General features: G+C 71.4%; 17 protein-coding genes. 10 read left to right on the top strand and 7 right to left on the bottom strand.

Features of this window, described 5'->3' with window-relative positions:
- Nucleotides 1-66: 66 nt before the first annotated feature.
- Nucleotides 67-1,335, bottom strand: coding sequence for an MFS transporter (locus NE236_RS29465; RefSeq protein ID WP_252845446.1), 1,269 nt, complete (start codon nucleotides 1,333-1,335; stop codon nucleotides 67-69).
- Nucleotides 1,336-1,468: 133 nt separating this feature from the next.
- Here NE236_RS29465 and NE236_RS29460 point away from each other — a divergent pair, with 133 nt between their 5' ends.
- The gene (locus NE236_RS29460; protein ID WP_252845445.1) at nucleotides 1,469-2,404 is read left to right on the top strand and encodes a LysR family transcriptional regulator; all 936 of its coding nucleotides are present in this window, start codon (nucleotides 1,469-1,471) and stop codon (nucleotides 2,402-2,404) included.
- Between the two features lie 155 nt (nucleotides 2,405-2,559).
- Nucleotides 2,560-4,221 (top strand): ABC-F family ATP-binding cassette domain-containing protein, encoded by a 1,662-nt coding sequence (locus NE236_RS29455; RefSeq protein WP_252845444.1) that lies wholly within the window; start codon nucleotides 2,560-2,562, stop codon nucleotides 4,219-4,221.
- A gap of 59 nt (nucleotides 4,222-4,280) precedes the next feature.
- On the opposite strand, the gene NE236_RS29450 is transcribed toward NE236_RS29455, so the two are convergent.
- Nucleotides 4,281-4,805: a hypothetical protein gene (locus tag NE236_RS29450; RefSeq protein ID WP_252845443.1), complete on the bottom strand. Its 525-nt coding sequence runs from the start codon at nucleotides 4,803-4,805 to the stop codon at nucleotides 4,281-4,283.
- Between the two features lie 169 nt (nucleotides 4,806-4,974).
- Complete coding sequence (locus tag NE236_RS29445; RefSeq protein WP_252845442.1) at nucleotides 4,975-5,439, bottom strand: MarR family winged helix-turn-helix transcriptional regulator; 465 nt, start codon at nucleotides 5,437-5,439, stop codon at nucleotides 4,975-4,977.
- An 86-nt stretch (nucleotides 5,440-5,525) separates the two neighbouring features.
- On the opposite strand from NE236_RS29445, the gene NE236_RS29440 reads away from it, so the two are divergent.
- The 3 genes from NE236_RS29440 (at nucleotide 5,526) to NE236_RS29430 (ending at nucleotide 10,003) form a co-directional block, all read left to right on the top strand.
- The gene (locus tag NE236_RS29440; protein WP_252845441.1) at nucleotides 5,526-6,401 is read left to right on the top strand and encodes a CE1 family esterase; all 876 of its coding nucleotides are present in this window, start codon (nucleotides 5,526-5,528) and stop codon (nucleotides 6,399-6,401) included.
- 34 nt (nucleotides 6,402-6,435) lie between these two features.
- Entirely contained in the window at nucleotides 6,436-7,008 is a 573-nt protein-coding gene (locus NE236_RS29435; protein WP_252845440.1) for a YbhB/YbcL family Raf kinase inhibitor-like protein, read from the top strand.
- 235 nt (nucleotides 7,009-7,243) lie between these two features.
- Nucleotides 7,244-10,003, top strand: coding sequence for an alpha-amylase family glycosyl hydrolase (locus tag NE236_RS29430; RefSeq protein ID WP_252845439.1), 2,760 nt, complete (start codon nucleotides 7,244-7,246; stop codon nucleotides 10,001-10,003).
- A 12-nt stretch (nucleotides 10,004-10,015) separates the two neighbouring features.
- Here the strand turns inward: NE236_RS29430 and NE236_RS29425 are convergent, their stop codons facing one another.
- On the bottom strand, nucleotides 10,016-10,987 hold the full coding sequence (locus NE236_RS29425) for an ArsR/SmtB family transcription factor (RefSeq protein WP_252845438.1): 972 nt from the start codon (nucleotides 10,985-10,987) through the stop codon (nucleotides 10,016-10,018).
- 71 nt (nucleotides 10,988-11,058) lie between these two features.
- On the opposite strand from NE236_RS29425, the gene NE236_RS29420 reads away from it, so the two are divergent.
- Nucleotides 11,059-12,279 carry an MFS transporter gene (locus NE236_RS29420; protein WP_252845437.1) on the top strand — a complete coding sequence of 407 codons (1,221 nt, stop codon included), beginning with the start codon at nucleotides 11,059-11,061 and terminating at the stop codon, nucleotides 12,277-12,279.
- A 103-nt stretch (nucleotides 12,280-12,382) separates the two neighbouring features.
- Here the strand turns inward: NE236_RS29420 and NE236_RS29415 are convergent, their stop codons facing one another.
- Complete coding sequence (locus NE236_RS29415) at nucleotides 12,383-13,228, bottom strand: RCC1 domain-containing protein (RefSeq protein ID WP_252845436.1); 846 nt, start codon at nucleotides 13,226-13,228, stop codon at nucleotides 12,383-12,385.
- Nucleotides 13,229-13,651: 423 nt separating this feature from the next.
- On the opposite strand from NE236_RS29415, the gene NE236_RS29410 reads away from it, so the two are divergent.
- The gene (locus tag NE236_RS29410; RefSeq protein ID WP_252845531.1) at nucleotides 13,652-15,169 is read left to right on the top strand and encodes an alpha/beta hydrolase; all 1,518 of its coding nucleotides are present in this window, start codon (nucleotides 13,652-13,654) and stop codon (nucleotides 15,167-15,169) included.
- A 70-nt stretch (nucleotides 15,170-15,239) separates the two neighbouring features.
- On the opposite strand, the gene NE236_RS29405 is transcribed toward NE236_RS29410, so the two are convergent.
- On the bottom strand, nucleotides 15,240-15,605 hold the full coding sequence (locus NE236_RS29405) for a phosphatase PAP2 family protein (protein WP_252845435.1): 366 nt from the start codon (nucleotides 15,603-15,605) through the stop codon (nucleotides 15,240-15,242).
- Nucleotides 15,602-16,255, bottom strand: a complete 654-nt coding sequence (locus NE236_RS29400; protein WP_252845434.1) for a phosphatase PAP2 family protein — start codon at nucleotides 16,253-16,255, stop codon at nucleotides 15,602-15,604. Before NE236_RS29400 ends, NE236_RS29405 begins: the two co-directional genes overlap by 4 nt.
- Before the next feature lie 226 nt (nucleotides 16,256-16,481).
- On the opposite strand from NE236_RS29400, the gene NE236_RS29395 reads away from it, so the two are divergent.
- From NE236_RS29395 to NE236_RS29385, 3 genes are all read left to right on the top strand, one after another.
- Nucleotides 16,482-17,180, top strand: a complete 699-nt coding sequence (locus NE236_RS29395; RefSeq protein WP_252845433.1) for a DUF2231 domain-containing protein — start codon at nucleotides 16,482-16,484, stop codon at nucleotides 17,178-17,180.
- A 184-nt stretch (nucleotides 17,181-17,364) separates the two neighbouring features.
- Entirely contained in the window at nucleotides 17,365-17,805 is a 441-nt protein-coding gene (locus NE236_RS29390; RefSeq protein ID WP_252845432.1) for a hypothetical protein, read from the top strand.
- Between the two features lie 88 nt (nucleotides 17,806-17,893).
- Nucleotides 17,894-18,478 carry a carbonic anhydrase gene (locus tag NE236_RS29385; protein WP_252845431.1) on the top strand — a complete coding sequence of 195 codons (585 nt, stop codon included), beginning with the start codon at nucleotides 17,894-17,896 and terminating at the stop codon, nucleotides 18,476-18,478.
- The last annotated feature ends 122 nt before the right edge of the window (nucleotides 18,479-18,600 follow it).

Here is an 18,600-nt window from a genome sequence, read left to right as displayed (position 1 = left end):
GTCGGCGCGGACGCGCATCGGCGGACCAGCTGAGGCCTGCGGGCTTCAGTGGCGAGTTGCGGTGTGTCATGTGTGGCTACGGGCCAGTTCCGGCTCGTGCCGCGGCGTGTGGTCGTGCCGGGGAAGCAGCAGCGGGGTCGCCAGCAGGAGCACGCCGGCCAGGCCGATGGCCGTACGCGGGCCGAGCAGGCCGCCGAGCACGCCCCAGACGGCCGTCAGGAGCGCGGTCGAGGCCTTGGTCGTCACGGCCCAGGCGGACAGCGTGCGGGCGACCCGGTCGGTCGCGGTGCGCTCGAGGCGGTATGTGGCGTAGACGGGGTTGAAGACCCCGCAGCAGAAGATGAGCCCGAGCTCGACGCCCATCACCAGGAGCAGCCCTCCGGTGCCCGGCCCCAGGAAGGCCAGGCCGATGGGCCAGAGCGCGCGCAGCGCCCCGACCACGACCAGGACGTGGTGCTGCCCGAACCGGGTGACGAGCGGTCTGGCCAGCCGCGAACCGAGCAGCCCGCCGATCGAGGGCGCGGCGAAGGCAAGGCCGTACTGCCATGGTGTGAACCCGAGTCGGCCGAGCATGAGGACGGCCATCAGCGGCTGGGCGGCCATCACCAGGCCGTTGAACAAGGCGGTGTTGAAGAACAGCGGACGCAGCGTTGCGTCGGCGAGGATGTACCGCCAGCCGTCGAGCAGGTCCCCGGCCCGCATGCGCGCGGCCTCCCGGCGCTCGGGCCGCGGCTCGTGCCCGCCCGTCGCACGGATGCCCAGGGCCGAGAGCAGGTAGCTGACCGCGTCGGCCACCACCGTCGCCACCGGACTGAGGAGCCCGATCATCGCGCCGCCGAGCGGCGGTCCGATGATCGTGGTCGTCCAGGCCGTGGACTCGAATCGGGCGTTGGCGACGAGCAGGTCATCGGCCGGCAGCAGCGTCTTCACGTACGCGCCGGAGGCGGCGCGGAAGGTGATGTCGGCCGCCGCGACGACGACCGAGACCAGCAGGAGCTGAAGGAAGGTGAGCACGCCGAGCGCGAACGCGGCGGGGACCGTCAGCAGCGCCGCGAACCGCACCAGGTCCATCGCGATCAGCACCGGCCGCTTGCGGCGGAACTCCACCCACGGGCCGAGCGGCACCGCCACGGCCGCGCCCACCGCGGCCCCCACGGAGGAGAGCGCGGCGACCTCGGCCGGTCCGGCGTGCAGCACCCGGATGGCGATCAGCGGGAACGCGCCGAAGGCGAGCCACGTGCCGAGCGCGCTGGTCCCGTACGCTCCCCAGAGCCACCCGAACCGCCACCCCAGCCGATGTCCGAGCAGATGTCCCAGCCGGTGCCCGCTCCTCATGCCCCACGCCCCTCGCCGCTCACCCGCACAACCGATCCGCGATCGGGAACATCAAAGCGAGCGCCATACCCGGGGATCAAACAACCGCAGGGCCGCCGGCCACAACCAACGGTTGTGTCCATAGGGTCTCGGCATGGACCTCGGCACCGTCCGGACCTTCGTCGCCGCCGCCGACGCGGGGCAGTTCCAGGAGGCCGCCGCCGAGCTGGCGGTCACCCAGCAGGCCGTCTCCAAGCGCATCGCCGCGCTGGAGAGCAACCTCGGCGTGCGGCTGTTCACCCGCACCGCGCGCGGCGCCGAGCTCACCATCGATGGGCAGGCGTTCCTGCCCCATGCGCGCGAGCTGCTGCGCGTCGCCGAGCGCGCGGTCGCGTCCGTGCGCCCCGGCCGCCGTCCGCTGCGCGTCGACGTGATCGCCTCGCGCAGCGCGCCGTCGGGCCTGATGCGCGGCTTCCACCGCGCGCACCCCGACATCGAGCTCGACGTGGTGATGCTGTTCGACATCGAGACGGCCGTCGCCGCCATTCGGTCCGGTGCGATCGACGCGTCCTTCCGCGCCGTCGCCGTACCCGGCCGGCCCCTTCCCGAGGACATCGAGTCCGTCTGGGTGCTCGACGAGCCACTCCAGCTCCTCACCGGCCCCGCCCACATGCTGGCGGGCGCCCGGTCGGTGACCCTCGCTCAGCTCGCCGGGCACCGGATCTGGATGCCCGGCATCGTCCCCGGTACCGAGTGGGCCGCCTACTACGACGACCTCGTCGCCGAGTTCGGCCTCACCATCGAGGCGACCGGGCCCAATTTCGGCTCCGACGCGCTCCTCGACACCATCGCCGACACCCCGGCCCTGGCCACCTTCATGGGCGAGCCGACCCGCCTCATCTGGCCCGCCGGCCACGGCCTGCGCCGCATCCCGGTGACCGACCCGACGCCCGTCTACCCGCACTCGCTCCTCTGGCACCGCGACAACCCGCACCCAGCGCTGGCCACCCTCCGCGCCCACCTCGCCGCCACAGCCGCCGGCCACGACGCCGCCGGGACCTGGGCGCCGGGCTGGGTGATTCCGCGCTGAACGCCGCCGCGTCTGCGATCATCGTGGCCGGATCGACGGACGGTGGCTCGGGGGCAGGCGTGGCCCTCGGCACACTCACCGCCGGCACCCCAGAGGTCGTCCCTGATCTTCGAACGGGACAGGATCCATCTGCGGCGGGATAGCGTTGGCGGTCTATGACCGCAACGCTTGTCGCTAAGGAACTCGCTGCCGGGCACGGTGACCGCGCCCTGTTCTCCGGGCTCGACCTGGTCGTCTCCCCTGAAGAAGTCGTCGGGCTGGTCGGGGTCAACGGCGCGGGGAAGTCCACCCTGCTGCGGACTCTCGGGGGCCTGCTCGCCCCCGAGAGCGGCTCCGTGACGCTCAGCCCGTCGTCGGCGGCCGTCGGCTACCTGCCGCAGGAGCGGGAGCGGCGCGACGGTGAGACGGTGATCGGTTTCCTTGCCCGGCGTACCGGGGTGGCGCAGGCTCAGCGGGAGCTGGACGACGCGACCGAGGGCCTGGTCGATGGGCGCGAGGGGGCCGATGACGACTACTCCCACGCTCTGGAGCGATGGCTGGCCCTGGGCGGCGCCGATCTTGAGGACCGGGCCGGTGAGGCGGCCGCCGAGCTGGGCCTGGGGGCCGGCCTCGATCAGCCGATGACCTCGTTGTCCGGCGGACAGGCGGCCCGCGCGGGAATGGCGTCGCTGCTGCTCAGCCGCTATGACATCTTTCTGCTCGACGAGCCCACCAACGATCTGGATCTCGACGGGCTGGAGCGCCTGGAGCGGTTCGTCACGAGCCTGCGGGCCGGCACGGTGCTGGTCAGCCACGACCGCGAGTTCCTGGACCGGACGGTCACCCGGGTGGTGGAGCTGGACCTGGCCCAGCAGCAGGTGAACGTCTACGGCGGTGGTTACGCGGCGTACCTGGCCGAGCGTGAGGTCGCCCGCAGGCACGCCCGCGCCGACTACGAGGAGTACGCCGGTAAGGTCGCCACGCTCGAGGAGCGCGGCCGGACGCAACGGGACTGGGCCGCCAAGGGCGTCAGGAACGCCAGGAAGAAGGCCCGCGGCGCGGGCGGCGGAGACAACGACAAGGTCGGCCGGAACTTCCGTGCCGACGCGAGTGAGAAGCAGGCCTCCAAGGTCCGCCAGACCGAGCGCGCACTCGAACGCCTCGACGCGGTCGAGGAACCCCGCAAGGAGTGGGAACTACGGATGGAGATCGCCGCCGCGCCACGTGCCGGTGCCGTGGTGGCGACCCTGCGCTCCGCGGTGCTGCGGCTCGGAGACTTCACTCTGGGCCCCGTCGATCTGCAGATCGGCTGGGCCGAACGTGTCGCGATCACCGGAGCCAACGGGGCCGGCAAGTCGACACTTCTGTCGGCACTGCTGGGCCGGGCCGTTCTCACCGAAGGCCACGCCGCGCTCGGCCCGGGTGTGGTCATCGGAGAGGTCGACCAGGCGCGGGCCCTGTTCCTCGGCGAGGGCGCCCTGCTGGATGCCTTCGGCGCGGAGGTTCCCGACCTGCCGCCGGCCGAGATCCGTACCCTGCTGGCGAAGTTCGGGCTACGCGCCGCGCATGTGACCCGCCCCGCGGCGACGCTGTCCCCTGGTGAGCGCACCCGGGCGGCCCTTGCGTTGCTGCAGGCGCGGGGCGTGAACCTGCTCGTTCTGGACGAGCCGACCAACCATCTCGACCTGGCGGCGATCGAACAGCTGGAGTCCGCGCTCGACTCCTACCCCGGCACCCTGCTGCTGGTGACCCACGATCGCCGGATGATCGACGCGGTGCACACCACCCGCCGTCTGCACCTCACAGACGGCCGCGTCACTGAGACAGACCCGGGCTGACGAAGAACGATGGAGAGGGGCTCGAGGCGGCGGGGCCGTACGAACAGCAGGCTCGGTGATCAACCGATCCCGGTGACCTGAAGTGCTGTGGTCCAGTTGTTCTTGATGGCGCTTCGGGCGGCGGACAAGGTGATGGTGCCGGCGCAGACGGCGTTCTTGAGCTTGGTCTCGGTGCCGTCCTTGGTGTAGGCGGTCTTGGTGCCGTAGTGGGGCTCGGGCCACAAGTTGCGCGGGTCCCGGGGCGCGCCGCCGAGTTCGAGGGGGACCAGGTGGTCTTCCTCGTAGTCGGACATGGTGGTGTCGGAGTACCCGTAGTCGATGATGCCCTGGGCCTTGAGCGGATTGGTGTAGGAGGTCGGCGGCCGGACCGTGGCGGTCCAGCCGGACACGCAAATGGTGCTGTCGATGGTGGACTGCGTGACGTCGGGGTTGTAGGAGCCGGGCGTGCAGGAGGAATCCGGCAGCGGCAGGTAGGACTGGGAGCAGGTGCTGGCCTGGGCGGTTCCCGCGCCGAACCCGACGACCACGCAACCGGCGGTCACGGCGAGTGTGGTGAAGCTGGCGGCGGCGGTGCGGATGCGCATCGGGTCTCCATCGGCTCGGCCCAGCGGGGGTGCTGGGGCTCAGCCAATGGCAACTCACCATCACCTGCGCGAATAGGTCATAGGCGATGAATTCGGCATGTCGGTTTTGTGGAGATAAGCCAGATCGCATAGCAGACCTGCGGCGATCCGTCGGCTCGGAGAACGCTTTTCAGTCGAGCAGCCGGCGGAGCAGCACGAGTGCTCCGGTAAGTTGCGCCCTCTCGGCGTCGCTGAGCCGACCGGCGATCGCGTCGGTGAGGTTTTCGTGGCCCGCCTCCTGGCGTTCGGTCAGCAGGCGCTTGCCCTCGTCCGTGATCACCAGCAGCTTGCGTCGCCCATCGTGGGCGTCCGGGACGCGCAGCACGAGCCCTCGGTCGACCAGGCCGGCCACGGACACCGCGACCGACTGGTGAGTGATCTTGTCTAGCCGGGCCAGGTCGGCCACGGCGTGCGGGCCCTCACGGTCGAGCCGTTTGAGGATCGAGACCTGCGACAGCGTCACTTCGCGGGACGGCGATGCCGCTCTCACCTGCCGGACCAGCGCGCCGACCAGGAACTGCAGCTCATCGGCGATCGCCGCCGGGTCCGGTCCGCCGACCACCTCCCCGCCGATGGCTGCCGCGTCTTCTCGCATGCTTGCCGCCTTCCCTCCCCCATGCCTGTTAAAGTACAGCAAAACTGCGCAGGCAAGTTGCGCATATCGTTTCCGGGAGCAGACGCATGGTGAGCGATGGCCATCTGGTCGCTGGCGAGCTGAGGATCGGCGGGAGGGAGCGCACCTTCACGATCCGGCTGCCGCAAGCAGCGCCGGATGACCGGCAGGCGCCGCTTGTGCTCGCACTTCACGGCAACCATCCGGACGCCGGCGGATGGCTGATGCGCGAGTGGACCACCTTCGACGAGCAAGCGGACACGTGGGGTCTGCCGATCGCCTACCCCGACGCTTACGAGGGGCGCTGGGCGGACGGCCGTGGTGTCTCGCCGACCGACGCGGCGGGTGTGGACGACGTCGCCTTCCTTCGCGCGATCATCGACTGGTCGGCCGGCCGGTACGGCACATCGCCGGATCGGGCCGTGGTGGCGGGAATCTCGGGCGGCGCGTTCATGGCCCACCGGCTGGCGCTGGAGGCGAGCGACCAGGTGGCGGTGCTGGCGGCCATCGCCGGCGGGCTGCCCGCCGCCCTGCACGACCTTCAGCCGACGCACGCCGTGTCGGCGATGCTGATTCACGGCACGGCCGACAGGATCGCGCCGATCGACGGCGGGTACTCCCGGCACCGCGGACCGGACGGCGAACTGCGCGGCCGCACGCTGTCGCTGCAGGAGACGGCCGAGCGCTGGCGTGCCATCGACCGATGCCCGCCCGGACCAGGCGAGACACACACCACCGAGCTTTCGAGCCGCACCACGGCGAAGGGTGGCGTCGGCGGAACCCGCGTCGTTGCCTGGACGGTGTTCGGAGGCGGCCACACCTGGCCCGGCGCGCCGACCCGGCCGGAGTGGGCCGAGCCGACCACCCAGGAGTTCGACGCGGCCGAGGAGATCTGCCGCTTCGCCGCGCCCCTGCTCGCCACCGCCGACACCCGGCGGCTCTGACCCACCCAGGCGCCATCCCGACAAGGAGAAACCCATGGCAGTCGTTGGCAAGTTGCTGAAGAATCGGCGGGCCGGGCAAGCGGGCCTCGCCTGGAACTCACCGAACCTGGCCGGAGCGGACACGCTGGCGCTGAGCAGCCCGGACTTCGAGCACGAGGAGACGATCCCGACCGCGCACGCCGCGAAGCGAGCCGGCGGCAAGGACCTCTCTCCGGCCTTGGCCTGGTCCCCGGTACCTGAGGGCACCGCACAGCTACTGCTGGTCATCGAGGACCCAGATGCGCCCACCGCCGCGCCGTTCGTCCACTGCGTCGCCCTGATCGACCCCTCGGCCACCGGCCTCGCCCAAGGGGCGCTCGACGCCAAGAACCCCTCCGGCGGTGTTCACCTACTGCGTTCGGGCATGGGCCATGGCTACCTCGGCCCAGCACCGATCAAGGGACACGGCCCGCACCGGTACGTCTTCCAGCTCTTCGCCCTCGCCAAGCCGGTCACCGTGGGATCGAGCGGCGCCGCCCTGGACTCCGCCAAGCCGCGCGACGTGCTTGCCGCCGCCGGTCACGTCCTCGCCCGCGGTCGCCTCGACGGCTTCTACGAACGCTCCTGAGCCGCCGGGCCCAAGGTCGTACGTTCGTCCGCCACCTCAGGACGCGTAGTTGGCGGCGCGGTAGGGGCGGCGAGCTGTAGGCCGCCGCGATGTTCGGCGCCTGATCTCGGATCAGAACGGGCGTCTGCCGCCGACAGGCGGCCGACGAGCATCCTCCTCGGCGAAGAAGAGGATCTTCCGCCGGGGCGTACGGTGAACTACGGTCTTGGCGAGCCACGAGCCAGGAGTCCGCACGATGCGCAACTCGGTACGCACCGCCCTCGCCGCCTTCGCGGCCACGCTCGGCCTGGCGGTGTCGTCGACGGCCCTGCCGGCGAACGCCGAACCCGCCCCTTCCAAGGGCGGAGCCCTGCACTCGCTTCGCGGTCCGGCCACGAACGAGAACTTCTACTTCGTGATGGCCGACCGCTTCAAGAACGGCGACACGGCCAACGACACCGGTGGGCTGGGCGACGACCGGCTGGTCTCCGGGTTCGACCCCACCAACAAGGGCTTCTACAACGGCGGTGACCTCAAGGGGATCGCCTCGAAGCTCGACTACATCCAGGGGCTCGGGACCAACGCGATCTGGCTGACCCCCAGCTTCAAGAACAAGGCGGTCCAGCTGGAGGACGGCCCCTCCGCGGGCTACCACGGCTACTGGATCACCGACTTCACGAAAATCGACCCGCACCTCGGCACGAACGACGACCTGGCCGCGCTGGTGAATGCCGCGCACAAACGCGGCATGAAGGTCTACTTCGACATCATCACCAACCACACCGCGGACGTGATCGGGTACAAGCAGGGGGCGCGCACGGCGTACGTCTCCAAGGACCAGCGGCCGTACCGCACGGCCGGCGGGAAGCCGTTCGACGACCGCGACTACGCGGGCACCTCCACCTTCCCGAAGCTGGACCCGAACACGTCGTTCCCGTACACGCCGGTGCTCGACGACGGCGAGAAGAACCTCAAGGTGCCGGCGTGGCTCAACGACGTGACGCTGTACCACAACCGCGGCAACACGACCTTCACCGGCGAGGACTCGCAGTACGGCGACTTCTTCGGGCTCGACGACCTGATGACCGAGAACCCGCGCGTCGTCCGCGGGTTCATGGACGTCTACGAGACGTGGATCAAGGACTTCGGGATCGACGGCTTCCGCATCGACACGATGAAGCACGTCAATGACGAGTTCTGGCAGACATTCGGGCCGGGCATCGTGCGGTACGCGCGGGCGCACGGCAAGCCGGACTTCTTCATGTTCGGCGAGGTCGCCCTCGACGGCAGCGACGACGCGGCGAAGAGCTTCACCTCGCACTACACGACGCACGACAAGATGCAGGCGGTGCTCGACTTCCCGTTCCAGGACGCCGCGCGGAACTTCGCGTCGCGGAGCCGGGGCAACGCCGCGCTGGCGCGGTTCTTCCAGAATGACGACTGGTACACCGACGCGGACTCCAACGTGTACGAACTGCCGACCTTCCTCGGCAACCACGACATGGGACGCATCGGCTACTTCCTCAGCAGCGACAACCCGGGCGCGAAGGACGCGGAACTGGTCGCCCGCGACAGGCTCGCGCACGAGCTGATGTACTTCTCACGCGGCAACCCGGTCGTCTACTACGGCGACGAGCAGGGCTTCACGGGTACGGGCGGGGACCAGCTGGCCCGGCAGACGATGTTCGCCAGCAAGGTGCCGGAGTACCTCAAGGACGACCTGCTCGGGACCGACTCGACGCACGCGGTCGACAATTTCAACACCGGCCACCCGCTCTACCGTACGATCACCGCCCTCGCCGCGATCACCAGGCAGCACCCCGCCCTGCGGAACGGCGCCGAGCAGGTGCGCTACGCCTCCGACGGGCCGGGCGTCTTCGCGTTCTCCCGCATCGACCGCAAGGAGCAGCGCGAGTACGTCGTCGCGCTCAACAACGGCACGACGGCGCAGACGGCCGCCATCCCCACGTACGCCGGTGACCGCGGCTTCACGAAGGTGTACGGCACCGGCGCGGCCACGCTGCGCGGCAAGGGCGACCGGACCCTCGAGGTGACGGTGCCGCCGCTGTCCGCGGTGGTGTACCTCGCGGACGGCCGGCTCCCCGCGTCGAAGGCCGCCCCGGCCATCCGGCTCGACGCCCCTGCGCCGGCGGACGTGTCCCACGGCCGGATGCGCGTCGCCGCGAACGTCGCCGGGTCCTTGTTCAACGAGGTCACCTTCCAGGTCAAGGTCGGCAACGGTCCGTGGCAGGCGATCGGCACCGACGACTCGGCTCCGTACCAGGTGTTCCACGACACCAGCGGGTATCGGACCGGTACCCCGCTGCGCTATCGGGCGGTCGTGCTCGACAACGCCGGTCACACCCGCTGGAGCGACGAGCGGCCGACGGCCGTCCCGGCGCCGTCGGTGACCGTGACCGCCCCCACGGACGGCGGGACCGTGACCAGCATCGACCCCGTGACCGTCCAGGCGAACGTCGACCCCGAGCGGGCGACGCAGTCGGTGAGGTTCCAGCGCAGCGTCGGCGGTGGCGCCTGGGAGGACCTGGGCACGGACACCTCCTCCCCGGCCTACACCGTCACGGACGACGTCGCGAAGCTGCCGCTGGGCACGCGGGTGGGGTACCGCGCCATCCTCCTCGAGCGCGGCTCGCGGCCGGTCACCAGCGCGCCGATCACGGTGACGACGGCCGAGCCGAAGCCGGCGCGCGACCACGTGACGCTGGCCGGGTCGCTGCAGACGGAGGCCGGCTGCGGCAGTGACTGGGACCCGGCCTGCGCGAGCAGCCGTCTGGCCTTCGACACGACCGACGGCCAGTGGCACGGCACCTTCACGCTGCCCGCCGGCGACTACGAGTGGAAGATCGCCATCAACGACTCGTGGAACGAGAACTACGGCGCGGGCGGCGCCGCCGGTGGCGACAACCTGAAGCTCAGCGTCCCGGCCGGCGGCGCCGAGTACCGGTTCACCTGGAACCAGGTGACCCACGTCCCCTCGGTGGAGAAGGTCTCCTGACCGTGGTGAGCGTCAGGCGGCCGTGCCGAGGAGGGATTCGGCGATCGCCGTGCGGGCGTAGAGGACCGAGCGGCCGGCGCGGTGGGCGCTGACCATGCCCGCGTCGCGCAGCGCGGTGAGGTGCTGGGAGACGCCGGCGGCGGAGATGCCGGTACGGCGGGCGAGTTCGGTCGTGGAGGCCGGGGCCGCCAGTTCGGTCAGCAGGAGGGTCCGTGACCGGCCCAGGACGGCGGCGATGGCCTCGGCACGCGTCACGGGGCGGTGCTCCCACAGGGTGCCGGTGCCCCGGGCCGGGTAGGCGAGTTGGGGTGGCTCCGGCGGGGAGGACCAGGTGTAGACCTTGTCGGCGAAGGCGGAGGGAACGAGCAGCAGGCCGCGCCCGGCGGTCTCCCGTGAGATGCCGCAGTGGCGGCGGACCATGCGCAGGGTGTTGTCGTCCCAGCTCAGGGTCGAGTGCAGCTCGTTGAACAGGTAGCCGGTGCCGCGTTCGGCGACCTGGCGGGCGCGGTGGAAGACGTCCGCGTCCAGCAGTGCGCGGATCTTGGCCCAGTACGGGGCGAGCGCGACGTCCCAGTAGGTCTGGATCTCCTCGCAGAGCTCGCCCAGGCGGGTCTCCGGGTCCGCGCGCAGGGCCCGGTGGCGAGGGCCGTCCCTGCCGAGAACGTCGAGGTCGGCGCGGACCCGGTCGGCGGGGGTCGCGCGGATGGCGGCCAGTTCGGTGGCGAGGTCCGGGGCCGGCTCACCGGCGGGCGGGGTGAGGAAGTCGGGGAGGTAGCCGGAGCGCGGGATCAGCCGGGCCAGCCAGCCCCGGTCGAGTCCGGCGGCGGCCGCCCGCGGCCGTACCTGATCCAGCCAGGGGCGGTGGACAGGATGCGCGGAGGCCGTGGCCAGGAGACGGAAGCTCGTGACGACCTCCCACATCGGGGAGGCCGCGAAGCGGGTCAGTGCCAGGTCCTCCGTCGAGAAGGCCAGTTCGGACAGCACGGCCCCTCCATGGATTCGGTCCAGGCTTAATCAATGGCCCTGATTGTAGGCCCAGGCGCAGGATTCCCCCCATGTTGTCCACGTTCAGCGGGTTGCCCCGCACCGCCTGGATCATCTTCGCCGGCACCATCGTCAACCGGCTGGGGTACGTCGTCACGCCGTTCCTCGTCTTCTATCTCGGCTCGCGCGGCATCTCCACGGCGCAGGCGCCGTACGTCCTGGGGGCACTCGGGGCCGGCAACCTGATCGGCCCGATGGTCGGGGGTCTGTCGGCCGATCGCGTGGGGCGGCGTCCCACGATGCTGGTCGGCCTGGTCGGCACCGCACTCGCCCAGGGACTGCTGTTCGCGGCGCCCGGCCTGGTCACGCTGGCGCTCGCGGCCGCGCTCCTCAGCGGCGCGGCCACGATGGTCTCACCGGCCGCCGGCGCGCTGATGACGGACGCGGTGGGGAGCGAGCAGCGCCGCGCGGCCTTCTCGCTGTTCCACTGGGCGGTCAACATCGGGACGGCGGTCGCCGGGGTGCTCGGCGGGTTCCTGGCCGCGCACGGATACTGGCTGCTGTTCGCGGTGGACGCGGCGACCTCACTGGCGTACGCCGTCATCGTGATGGCGCTGCTCCCCGGCGGCCGCGGCGGCGCGCGTTCCAGCGGATCCGAGAGCGGCGCGGGATACGGAGTGGTCCTGCGCGATCCCCTGATGCGGGCGCTGCTCCCCCTGTTCGGCACCGCCCTGGCGATCTACTCGCTGACCGAGGTGTGCCTGCCGCTGGCGATCCGCGACGACGGGTTGTCCCCTGCCACGCTCGGCGTGATGGCCACGCTCAACGCGATCCTGGTGGTGGTCCTGCAGCCGGTCGCGCTGCACGCCCTGTCCCGGTTCCCGCAGATCCCGGTGTACGTGGCCGGCAGTGTGCTGGTGGCGGTGGGCATCGCCCTGACGGGAGTCGCCCACGGTCTCTGGGCGTACGCGGGGACGGTCGTGCTGTGGTCGGCCGGCGAGGCGATGGTCGGCGGGGTCCCCGGCGCGATCGTGGCGGGCCTGGCCCCGGAGGACGCTCGTGGCCGCTACCAGGGCGCCTTCCAGTGGACCTGGGGCATCGCCCGGTTCACCGCCCTGTCCGTGGGGACCGGCGTCTACGCGTCCGGCGGGCCCGCCGTGGTGTGGTGGTTCAGCGCGATCGCCGGCACTGCGGCCGCCCTGGGGGTCGGAGCCCTGGCCCCCCGGATCGCCCGGCGTGCGGCGGCGCCGACGCCCGCTTCCGGGCCCGCCCCCGTGCCCGCCGCCGCCTGACGGCCCGGTCTCTCCACCGCCCGACCGCCCCGGCGCCCTGTCGGCGCCCGGGTCAGGCGCCCGTGCCCGGGCCAGAGGCCGTTCCCGAGCCAGAGTTCGAGTTCTAGCCGGCGTCGCCTCGACCGTGGCCCGGCAGGACGACGTGACCGTATTCGACGACGGTGCCGTCGGCCCGCAGGGCGAGCACGAAATCGTTGCCCGAGGAGACCTCGATGACACCGTGCAGCCAGCGCGGCGGGCTCGCCTGGCCGAACTCGTCCCGGCCCCAGCCGACCACGGTGCCGTCCCACCGCACCGCGTTCACGAACCCGGCGCTGGCGGACACCTGCCGGATTCCGAAGACCCTGCGGGCGGAGGTGACCTGACGAAACTCGTCGCCGCCCCACGCCGCGACCGTGCCGTCCGACCGGAGTGCCACGGCGAAGTTGTTGCCGGTGGAGATCTGCGTGATCCCGAACAACCGGCGCGTCAGGCTCGACTTGCCGAACTGGTCATTGCCGAAGCCGGCCACGGTGCCGTCGGTGCGCAGCGCGAGGCCGAAGTCGCCGCCGGCGGAGACCGCTGTGATCCCCGAGAGCCGGTTGCCCGAGCTGACCTGGCGGAACTCGTCGCCGCCCCAGCCCACGACGGTGCCGTCCCAGCGCACCGCCAGGGCGAAGTCGCCGCCGGCCGAGATCCCCCGGACGCCCGTCAGCCAGCGCGGTGGGCTGGCCTGGCCGAACTCGTCGCGCCCCCAGCCGACGACCGTGCCGTCAGTGCGCAGCGCCACCGCGAAGTCGAGCCCGGCGGAGATGGCCGTGATGCCATGCAGCCGTCGCGCGAAGCTGGCCTGGCCGAAATCGTCCTTTCCCCAGCCGACGACCGTGCCGTCGGTGCGCAGCGCCAGCGCGAAGTCGACACCAGCGGAGACCGCGGTGATGCCGGAAAGCCGGACGAGTGGAATCGGCATCGGAAGGCCATAGCGACTTCCCTGGACCGACGGAGCGGCGAACGCCGGACCGGGGGCGACGCACGTCAGCATGGTCACAGCGGCGACCATCGCGCGCGGCACCGCACGAGACCGGGTCTTTCGCGTTCTCGGCCACATGACGATCAGGCTCCCTACGAGACAAGCCGCACGGACGATGCGACGGGACGACGTATGCGCACCCCATGCTCTCGTGCGGTCACTGAGAGAGCCGATCGATTCCGGTCACGACAACGTCAGCAGCAGGAAAGGGAACGGCGTGAGCCCCGCGCGCCACCGGTGAAAGATCCGTCTTGCCCCCGTCTGTCGGCCATCTCACTAAGATCATCTTCGTTCGCGATCGCGCCGTCCCGTCCGACGGCTCCGCTGATCCCCCCACAGTCAGGAGACAAACGGGTGCGAAGAATGACGGCGGCGATGGCCGCCCTGATCGCCGGTGCCACGGCAATGGTGGCCACTCCCGCGACCGCCGAAACGACGACGGCGAAACCGGCGAGCCTGTCGTGGCACGACTGCGGCGGTACCCAGAAGTCCGACTGCACGACGATCAAGGTGCCGGTCGACTGGGCGAAGCCGAAGGGCACGACGTTCGACCTGGCCGTCGGCCGGCTGCCCGCCCTCGACCCGAAGCACCGGATCGGGGTGCTGCTCGTCAACCCCGGCGGCCCGGGCGTGTCCGGCATCGACTACTACATGACCGGCGGGTTCTTCAAGGACGACAACGTCCTGCGCCAGCGCTTCGACATCGTCAGCTGGGATCCGCGCGGCGTCGAGCGCAGCCACCCGGTGCAGTGCAGCCAGGACCTGCTCGGCAAGGCGCCGACCGACTTCCCGAACAGCGCGGCGGCGTACAAGAGCCTGCTGGCCTACAACGCGGAACTCGGCGCGGACTGCCGCGCCCACACCGGACCGTTGTTCGACCACGTCGACACGGTCAGCACCATCCGGGACATGGACGCGATCCGCGCCGCGCTGGGCGAACGCAAGCTCAGTTACCTCGGCGGTTCCTACGGGACGCAGATCGGCCAGCAGTACGCCGAGCGGTTCCCCGGACGCGTCCGCGCGATGACGATCGACTCCAACATGGACCACAGCATCACGTCGGCGTACCGGTACCTGGAGACGGCGACCCGTGACTTCGAGTCGTCGTTCAACGCGTTCGCCGACTGGTGCGCCCGTACGAGCGGCTGCGCGCTGCACGGCAAGGACGTACGGGCGCTGTGGGACGGTCTGTACGCCAAGGCCGAGAAGGGCACCCTGACCGATCCGGCGAACGGCGCCAAGATCGACGCGAACGCGCTGCGCGATGTGGCGTTCAGCCCCATGTACCGGCCCGGGGAACGCTGGGCGGCACTCGCGACCCGGCTCGCGGCCCTGGCGAACGGGAACCCCACGGCGCGTACGCTCGCGTCGCCTGCCCGGCCCGCCCACGCGGACCTGGGCGAGAACTCCTACCAGGCGATCTGGTGTCAGGACTGGAAGTGGCAGGTGAGCGGCTACTCGGAGCTGCAGCGCTACCGGAAGAGCCTGGCGAAGATCGCGCCGCACACGCGGATGTCGCAGTTCTGGAGTGACATCACGAGCTGCCTCGGCTGGCCGTCGAAGGTGACGAACCCGCAGCACCGGCTGTCGGTCCGGACCTCCACCCCGATCCTGGTCACGGCCAGCAAGTACGACGTGGCCACGCCGCACGTGTGGAGCACGGCGGTGGCGAAGCAGATCCCGAGCGCCCGGCTCCTGCAGTACGACGGGGTCGGACACGGCGACTACCGCAACAGCCCGTGCGCGAAGGGGTACATCGAGACGTACCTGACCGCGTTGAAGGTCCCTCCGGCGGGCACGCACTGCGCGGCCGTGTGGCCCACGGGCGCGGCGACGACCATCAAGGCCGCCGAGGAGCCGTCGCGGCCGGTCCACTCCTAAAGATCCGCCGCACGTCGCGTCGGTGACAGACCCCGGGCGGGTGCCGCCCGGGGTCTTCTGCCGTCCGGGGTCAGGCGGACCGCGCCTGGTCGTTGCCCGCGATCGACGCGTGCGCCTCGGGTTCGGTGCCCTCGCGGATCGGGGTGGCCGGGCGCCGGCCCTCGCCGCGCCGCCACGCCTCGAACGCCGCCGTGGTGGCCAGCACGACGGCGGCTCCGAGGATCCACCCGGCGACGACGTCGCTGAGATAGTGCACGCCCAGCAGCACGCGGCACAGCCCGGACACCACACTGAGCACCGCCGCGGCCGCCCAGGCGACGACGCGCCAGGCTCCGCGCAGGATCGGCAGCATGACCAGCACGATCGTCGCGGTGCCCACCACCGTCATCAGCCGCGTCACCCGGCGGGGACCCAGGGCGTACAGCGCGGACGTCACCCGGTGGGGACCCGGGGCGTACGGCCGGCGTGGTGCCGTCCGGAGGCGGGCGTCCCGACGTCCTCCAGGCTGCGCCGGATGCGCGGCAGGTCGAGGAATCCGGAGACCAGCAGCGCGGCGCTCACCGCGGCCAGGCAACCGCCGCCGACGTCGAGCAGGTAGTGGACGCCGAGGTACACCCGGGCGAAGGACACGACGCCCGCGAAGATCACTCCGACCGTGATCGCGAGGGGACGCATGCGCCCGCGCAGAAGCATGCCCAGGAGCAGGGCGAACGCGGCGGCGACGGCGGCGTGCCCGCTCGGGAAGCTCATCGCGTTGTCCGGCGGGATCACCCACAGCCGTTTCGGCGGGCGGTGCTCGGCGACCAGGGTCTTCACCGCGAAGGCGATCGCGAGGGCACCGATCATCAGGCAGGCGGTCAGCAGCGCGTCACGGCGGCGCCGGGCGAACCACAGGACCACCGGCAGGACGACCGCGACGGCGACACCCACCGCGGCCTGAGCGGCCAGCGTCGCCGCCTTGGCGACCAGGGTGAAGGTGGGGTTCCGCAGGGCGACGAGATGCTCGTCGAGGCGAATGTCCGCGCTGGTCACCGCGGAGGTCTTGGCGACCAGGCCGAGTGCCGCCACGACGGCGAGGAGCAGCACGCCTCCAATGATCTTGACCCGACTCGCCACGTACGCCCTTCCGACGACACCGCGATGTTCACTGCGATTTCATGATCAGGACACGTTATCGCCGGGATCGCCACAGTGTGCGGTAGACGCGACACATTGGGTGAGTGATCGAGAACACGTTCGCCGGGGATGTTGAGAAGTGATTCATAGCTTTCTCTCAGCGAACGCAGCGGCGCCTCTAATACTTTCACCGCCCATGACCGAAACCGCCCTGCCCGGATCCGACACCCCGGAGAGCCCGCCCGCGCGGCGGTTCTTCCCCTCGGACCCCTCACTCCTGCTGCTCGCGGCCACCGTCGTGGTGGCCGTCGCCGTCACCCCTATCGAGCTGTCGAAGGCCTTCGGGCTGCCCGCCCACGCGATCTTCCTGCACGTTCCGGTGGTGTTCGTCCCGATCCTGGCAGGCGTCGTCATCGCCCTCGCCGTGCGCCCCGTCTGGCAGGTCCGGTACGGCCTCGCGGCGGGGATCTTCGCCATCGTGACGATGGCGGCGACCGTCCTCACCGCCGGCGCCGGCGAGAAGCTGCGGGACGCGCGGACGCAGCGGATGAAGCAGATGGCCGGCGGCCGTCCCGCCGGCGCGCCCCAAGGCGCCGGCGGCGCCGGCGCGCCCCGAGGCGGCGGCGGCGAGAGCAGCATGCTGGACCGGCACGCGGAGCTCGGCTCGCAGCTGCGCCTGCTGGTGGCCCTGCTCACCGTCCTCCTCATCGTCCTGGTGATCCTCGCGCGGTACCGCGCGTACACCTCGGAGGGCTTCTTCGCCCGTCCCGTGATCGGCACCGCGGTGGCCGTCCTCGCCGTCGTGGTCGCGATCGTGTCGGCGATCTGGGTGGTGCGCACCGGCCACCTCGGCGCCCAGATGACCTGGCACGAGGGATCACCCGGCAAGGGCTGACACCACCGGAGGGAGACGGCGAAGGACCGAGCCGAGGTCGACCGGCTCGGTCCTTCGCCGTGTGAGACCCCCCGCCCGTAGGTGGCGGCGGCGACACCTCTGCGTCGCCCCACGTGTAGACCCGACACCCAGCGGCAACATAGAGTCATTGATTGGACACTCTTTGTAGTTGATTGGAGCCGGGTTGGGCCGGAGACGGCGAGCGGGGGACGGTGCGCTCCGGGCGGCACGCGCGGCGGCCGTCATCCTCTGGGCGCTGACCGTGACGGTCGTCCTCCTCGTGCACGGCACCGCCGCACACGGCCCTCACGCGGCGGCCGCGCTCGTGTCCATCCGCGCCGATCATCCGGTGCTCGATCCCTGTCCGGTCTCCAGGTCGGCGCACCGGGTGCGATCCGACCCCGGCGACGGCGGCCGGCCCGCGCCCTGGGGCCACTGCGACGCCGCCCTGCACCGGGCGCCCGCGCCGCCCTCCGGCCACGGCGGGCAGGTCCTGCGGGGGTGCTCCGGGCCGCCCGTCCGGGCGAACGCGGACGCGGGCTCGGCGGCACCCCGCCGGGTCGCGCGGTCGGCACGGCGCCTCGCGCACCCCGAACCGGAACGGCTGCAGGTCTTCCGCTGCTGATCGGCGATCCGCCCGTACGCGCGCGAGGACGCCGCGCGACGGGATCACCGGCCCGCACCGCTCGTCTCCAGCGTGAAGGACATGTCCCATGCAGTCACTGATCGACCATGCCCGCAGCTTCCATCAGCAGGTCGCGACCCGACGCGGGCGGCTCTCCTCCTCCCGGCCGGACAGCACCCCGCAGGCCGTCTTCGTCTCCTGCTCCGACGCCCGCGTCGTCCCTTCGCTGCTCACCGGCTCCGCACCCGGAGACCTGTTCGAGCTGCGCACGGCGGGCAACGTCATCCCGCCCCACCGGGTGGGACGGCTGACCGCGGAGGCGGCCACCCTGGAGTACGCCGTGGTGGTCCTCGGCATCCGGGACCTCATCGTGTGCGGCCACACCCGGTGCGGCGCCGTCCATGCGCGCACGAGCGGCCGGGCGCTCCGCCACGCTCCGACCACACGCTTCTGGCTGCTGCACACGCACCGATGGCGCGGAATCCCCGCCCAGGCGCAGGAGGATCCGGGACGGCCGCACCTCGTCGCCCAGTTGGACAAGCTCCGCCGCTATCCGTGGGTGGCCCGGCGGCTGGCCAACGGCGCCCTTCGGCTGCACGGCTGGTTCTACGACGTCGAGACCGGCGCGGTGTGGAGGTACCAGCCGGACACCGGCACCTTCGTGCCCCTCTAGGCGTGTCTGACAGATCCCGTTTGTAGCGAGCGGATTTGTCGGACACCCCTTGGGCCTCCCCGCCCCCGCTCCCCGCCTCGGCGGCGTTTCCGCCGCTCACGGGTATGCTCACCGAGTAACTG

Origin of the sequence: Actinoallomurus purpureus (genome assembly GCF_024055795.1) — a bacterium.
GTDB lineage: Bacteria > Actinomycetota > Actinomycetes > Streptosporangiales > Streptosporangiaceae > Actinoallomurus > Actinoallomurus purpureus.
The sequence above is the reverse complement of the archived record's forward strand: the minus strand, read 5'-3'. Positions and strand labels throughout refer to the sequence as shown.

What these genes read in the sequence shown, in the direction of transcription:
- NE236_RS29450 (WP_252845443.1), bottom strand. Translation starts at nt 4,805, where the DNA reads ATGCGCATCCGCACCGCCGCCGCCAGCTTCACCACACTCGCCGTGACC.
- NE236_RS29465 (WP_252845446.1), bottom strand. Translation starts at nt 1,335, where the DNA reads ATGAGGAGCGGGCACCGGCTGGGACATCTGCTCGGACATCGGCTGGGG.
- NE236_RS29440 (WP_252845441.1), top strand. Translation starts at nt 5,526, where the DNA reads ATGGTGAGCGATGGCCATCTGGTCGCTGGCGAGCTGAGGATCGGCGGG.
- NE236_RS29435 (WP_252845440.1), top strand. Translation starts at nt 6,436, where the DNA reads ATGGCAGTCGTTGGCAAGTTGCTGAAGAATCGGCGGGCCGGGCAAGCG.
- NE236_RS29385 (WP_252845431.1), top strand. Translation starts at nt 17,894, where the DNA reads ATGCAGTCACTGATCGACCATGCCCGCAGCTTCCATCAGCAGGTCGCG.
- NE236_RS29460 (WP_252845445.1), top strand. Translation starts at nt 1,469, where the DNA reads ATGGACCTCGGCACCGTCCGGACCTTCGTCGCCGCCGCCGACGCGGGG.
- NE236_RS29410 (WP_252845531.1), top strand. Translation starts at nt 13,652, where the DNA reads ATGACGGCGGCGATGGCCGCCCTGATCGCCGGTGCCACGGCAATGGTG.
- NE236_RS29445 (WP_252845442.1), bottom strand. Translation starts at nt 5,439, where the DNA reads ATGCGAGAAGACGCGGCAGCCATCGGCGGGGAGGTGGTCGGCGGACCG.
- NE236_RS29395 (WP_252845433.1), top strand. Translation starts at nt 16,482, where the DNA reads ATGACCGAAACCGCCCTGCCCGGATCCGACACCCCGGAGAGCCCGCCC.
- NE236_RS29430 (WP_252845439.1), top strand. Translation starts at nt 7,244, where the DNA reads ATGCGCAACTCGGTACGCACCGCCCTCGCCGCCTTCGCGGCCACGCTC.
- NE236_RS29455 (WP_252845444.1), top strand. Translation starts at nt 2,560, where the DNA reads ATGACCGCAACGCTTGTCGCTAAGGAACTCGCTGCCGGGCACGGTGAC.
- NE236_RS29420 (WP_252845437.1), top strand. Translation starts at nt 11,059, where the DNA reads ATGTTGTCCACGTTCAGCGGGTTGCCCCGCACCGCCTGGATCATCTTC.
- NE236_RS29415 (WP_252845436.1), bottom strand. Translation starts at nt 13,228, where the DNA reads ATGCCGATTCCACTCGTCCGGCTTTCCGGCATCACCGCGGTCTCCGCT.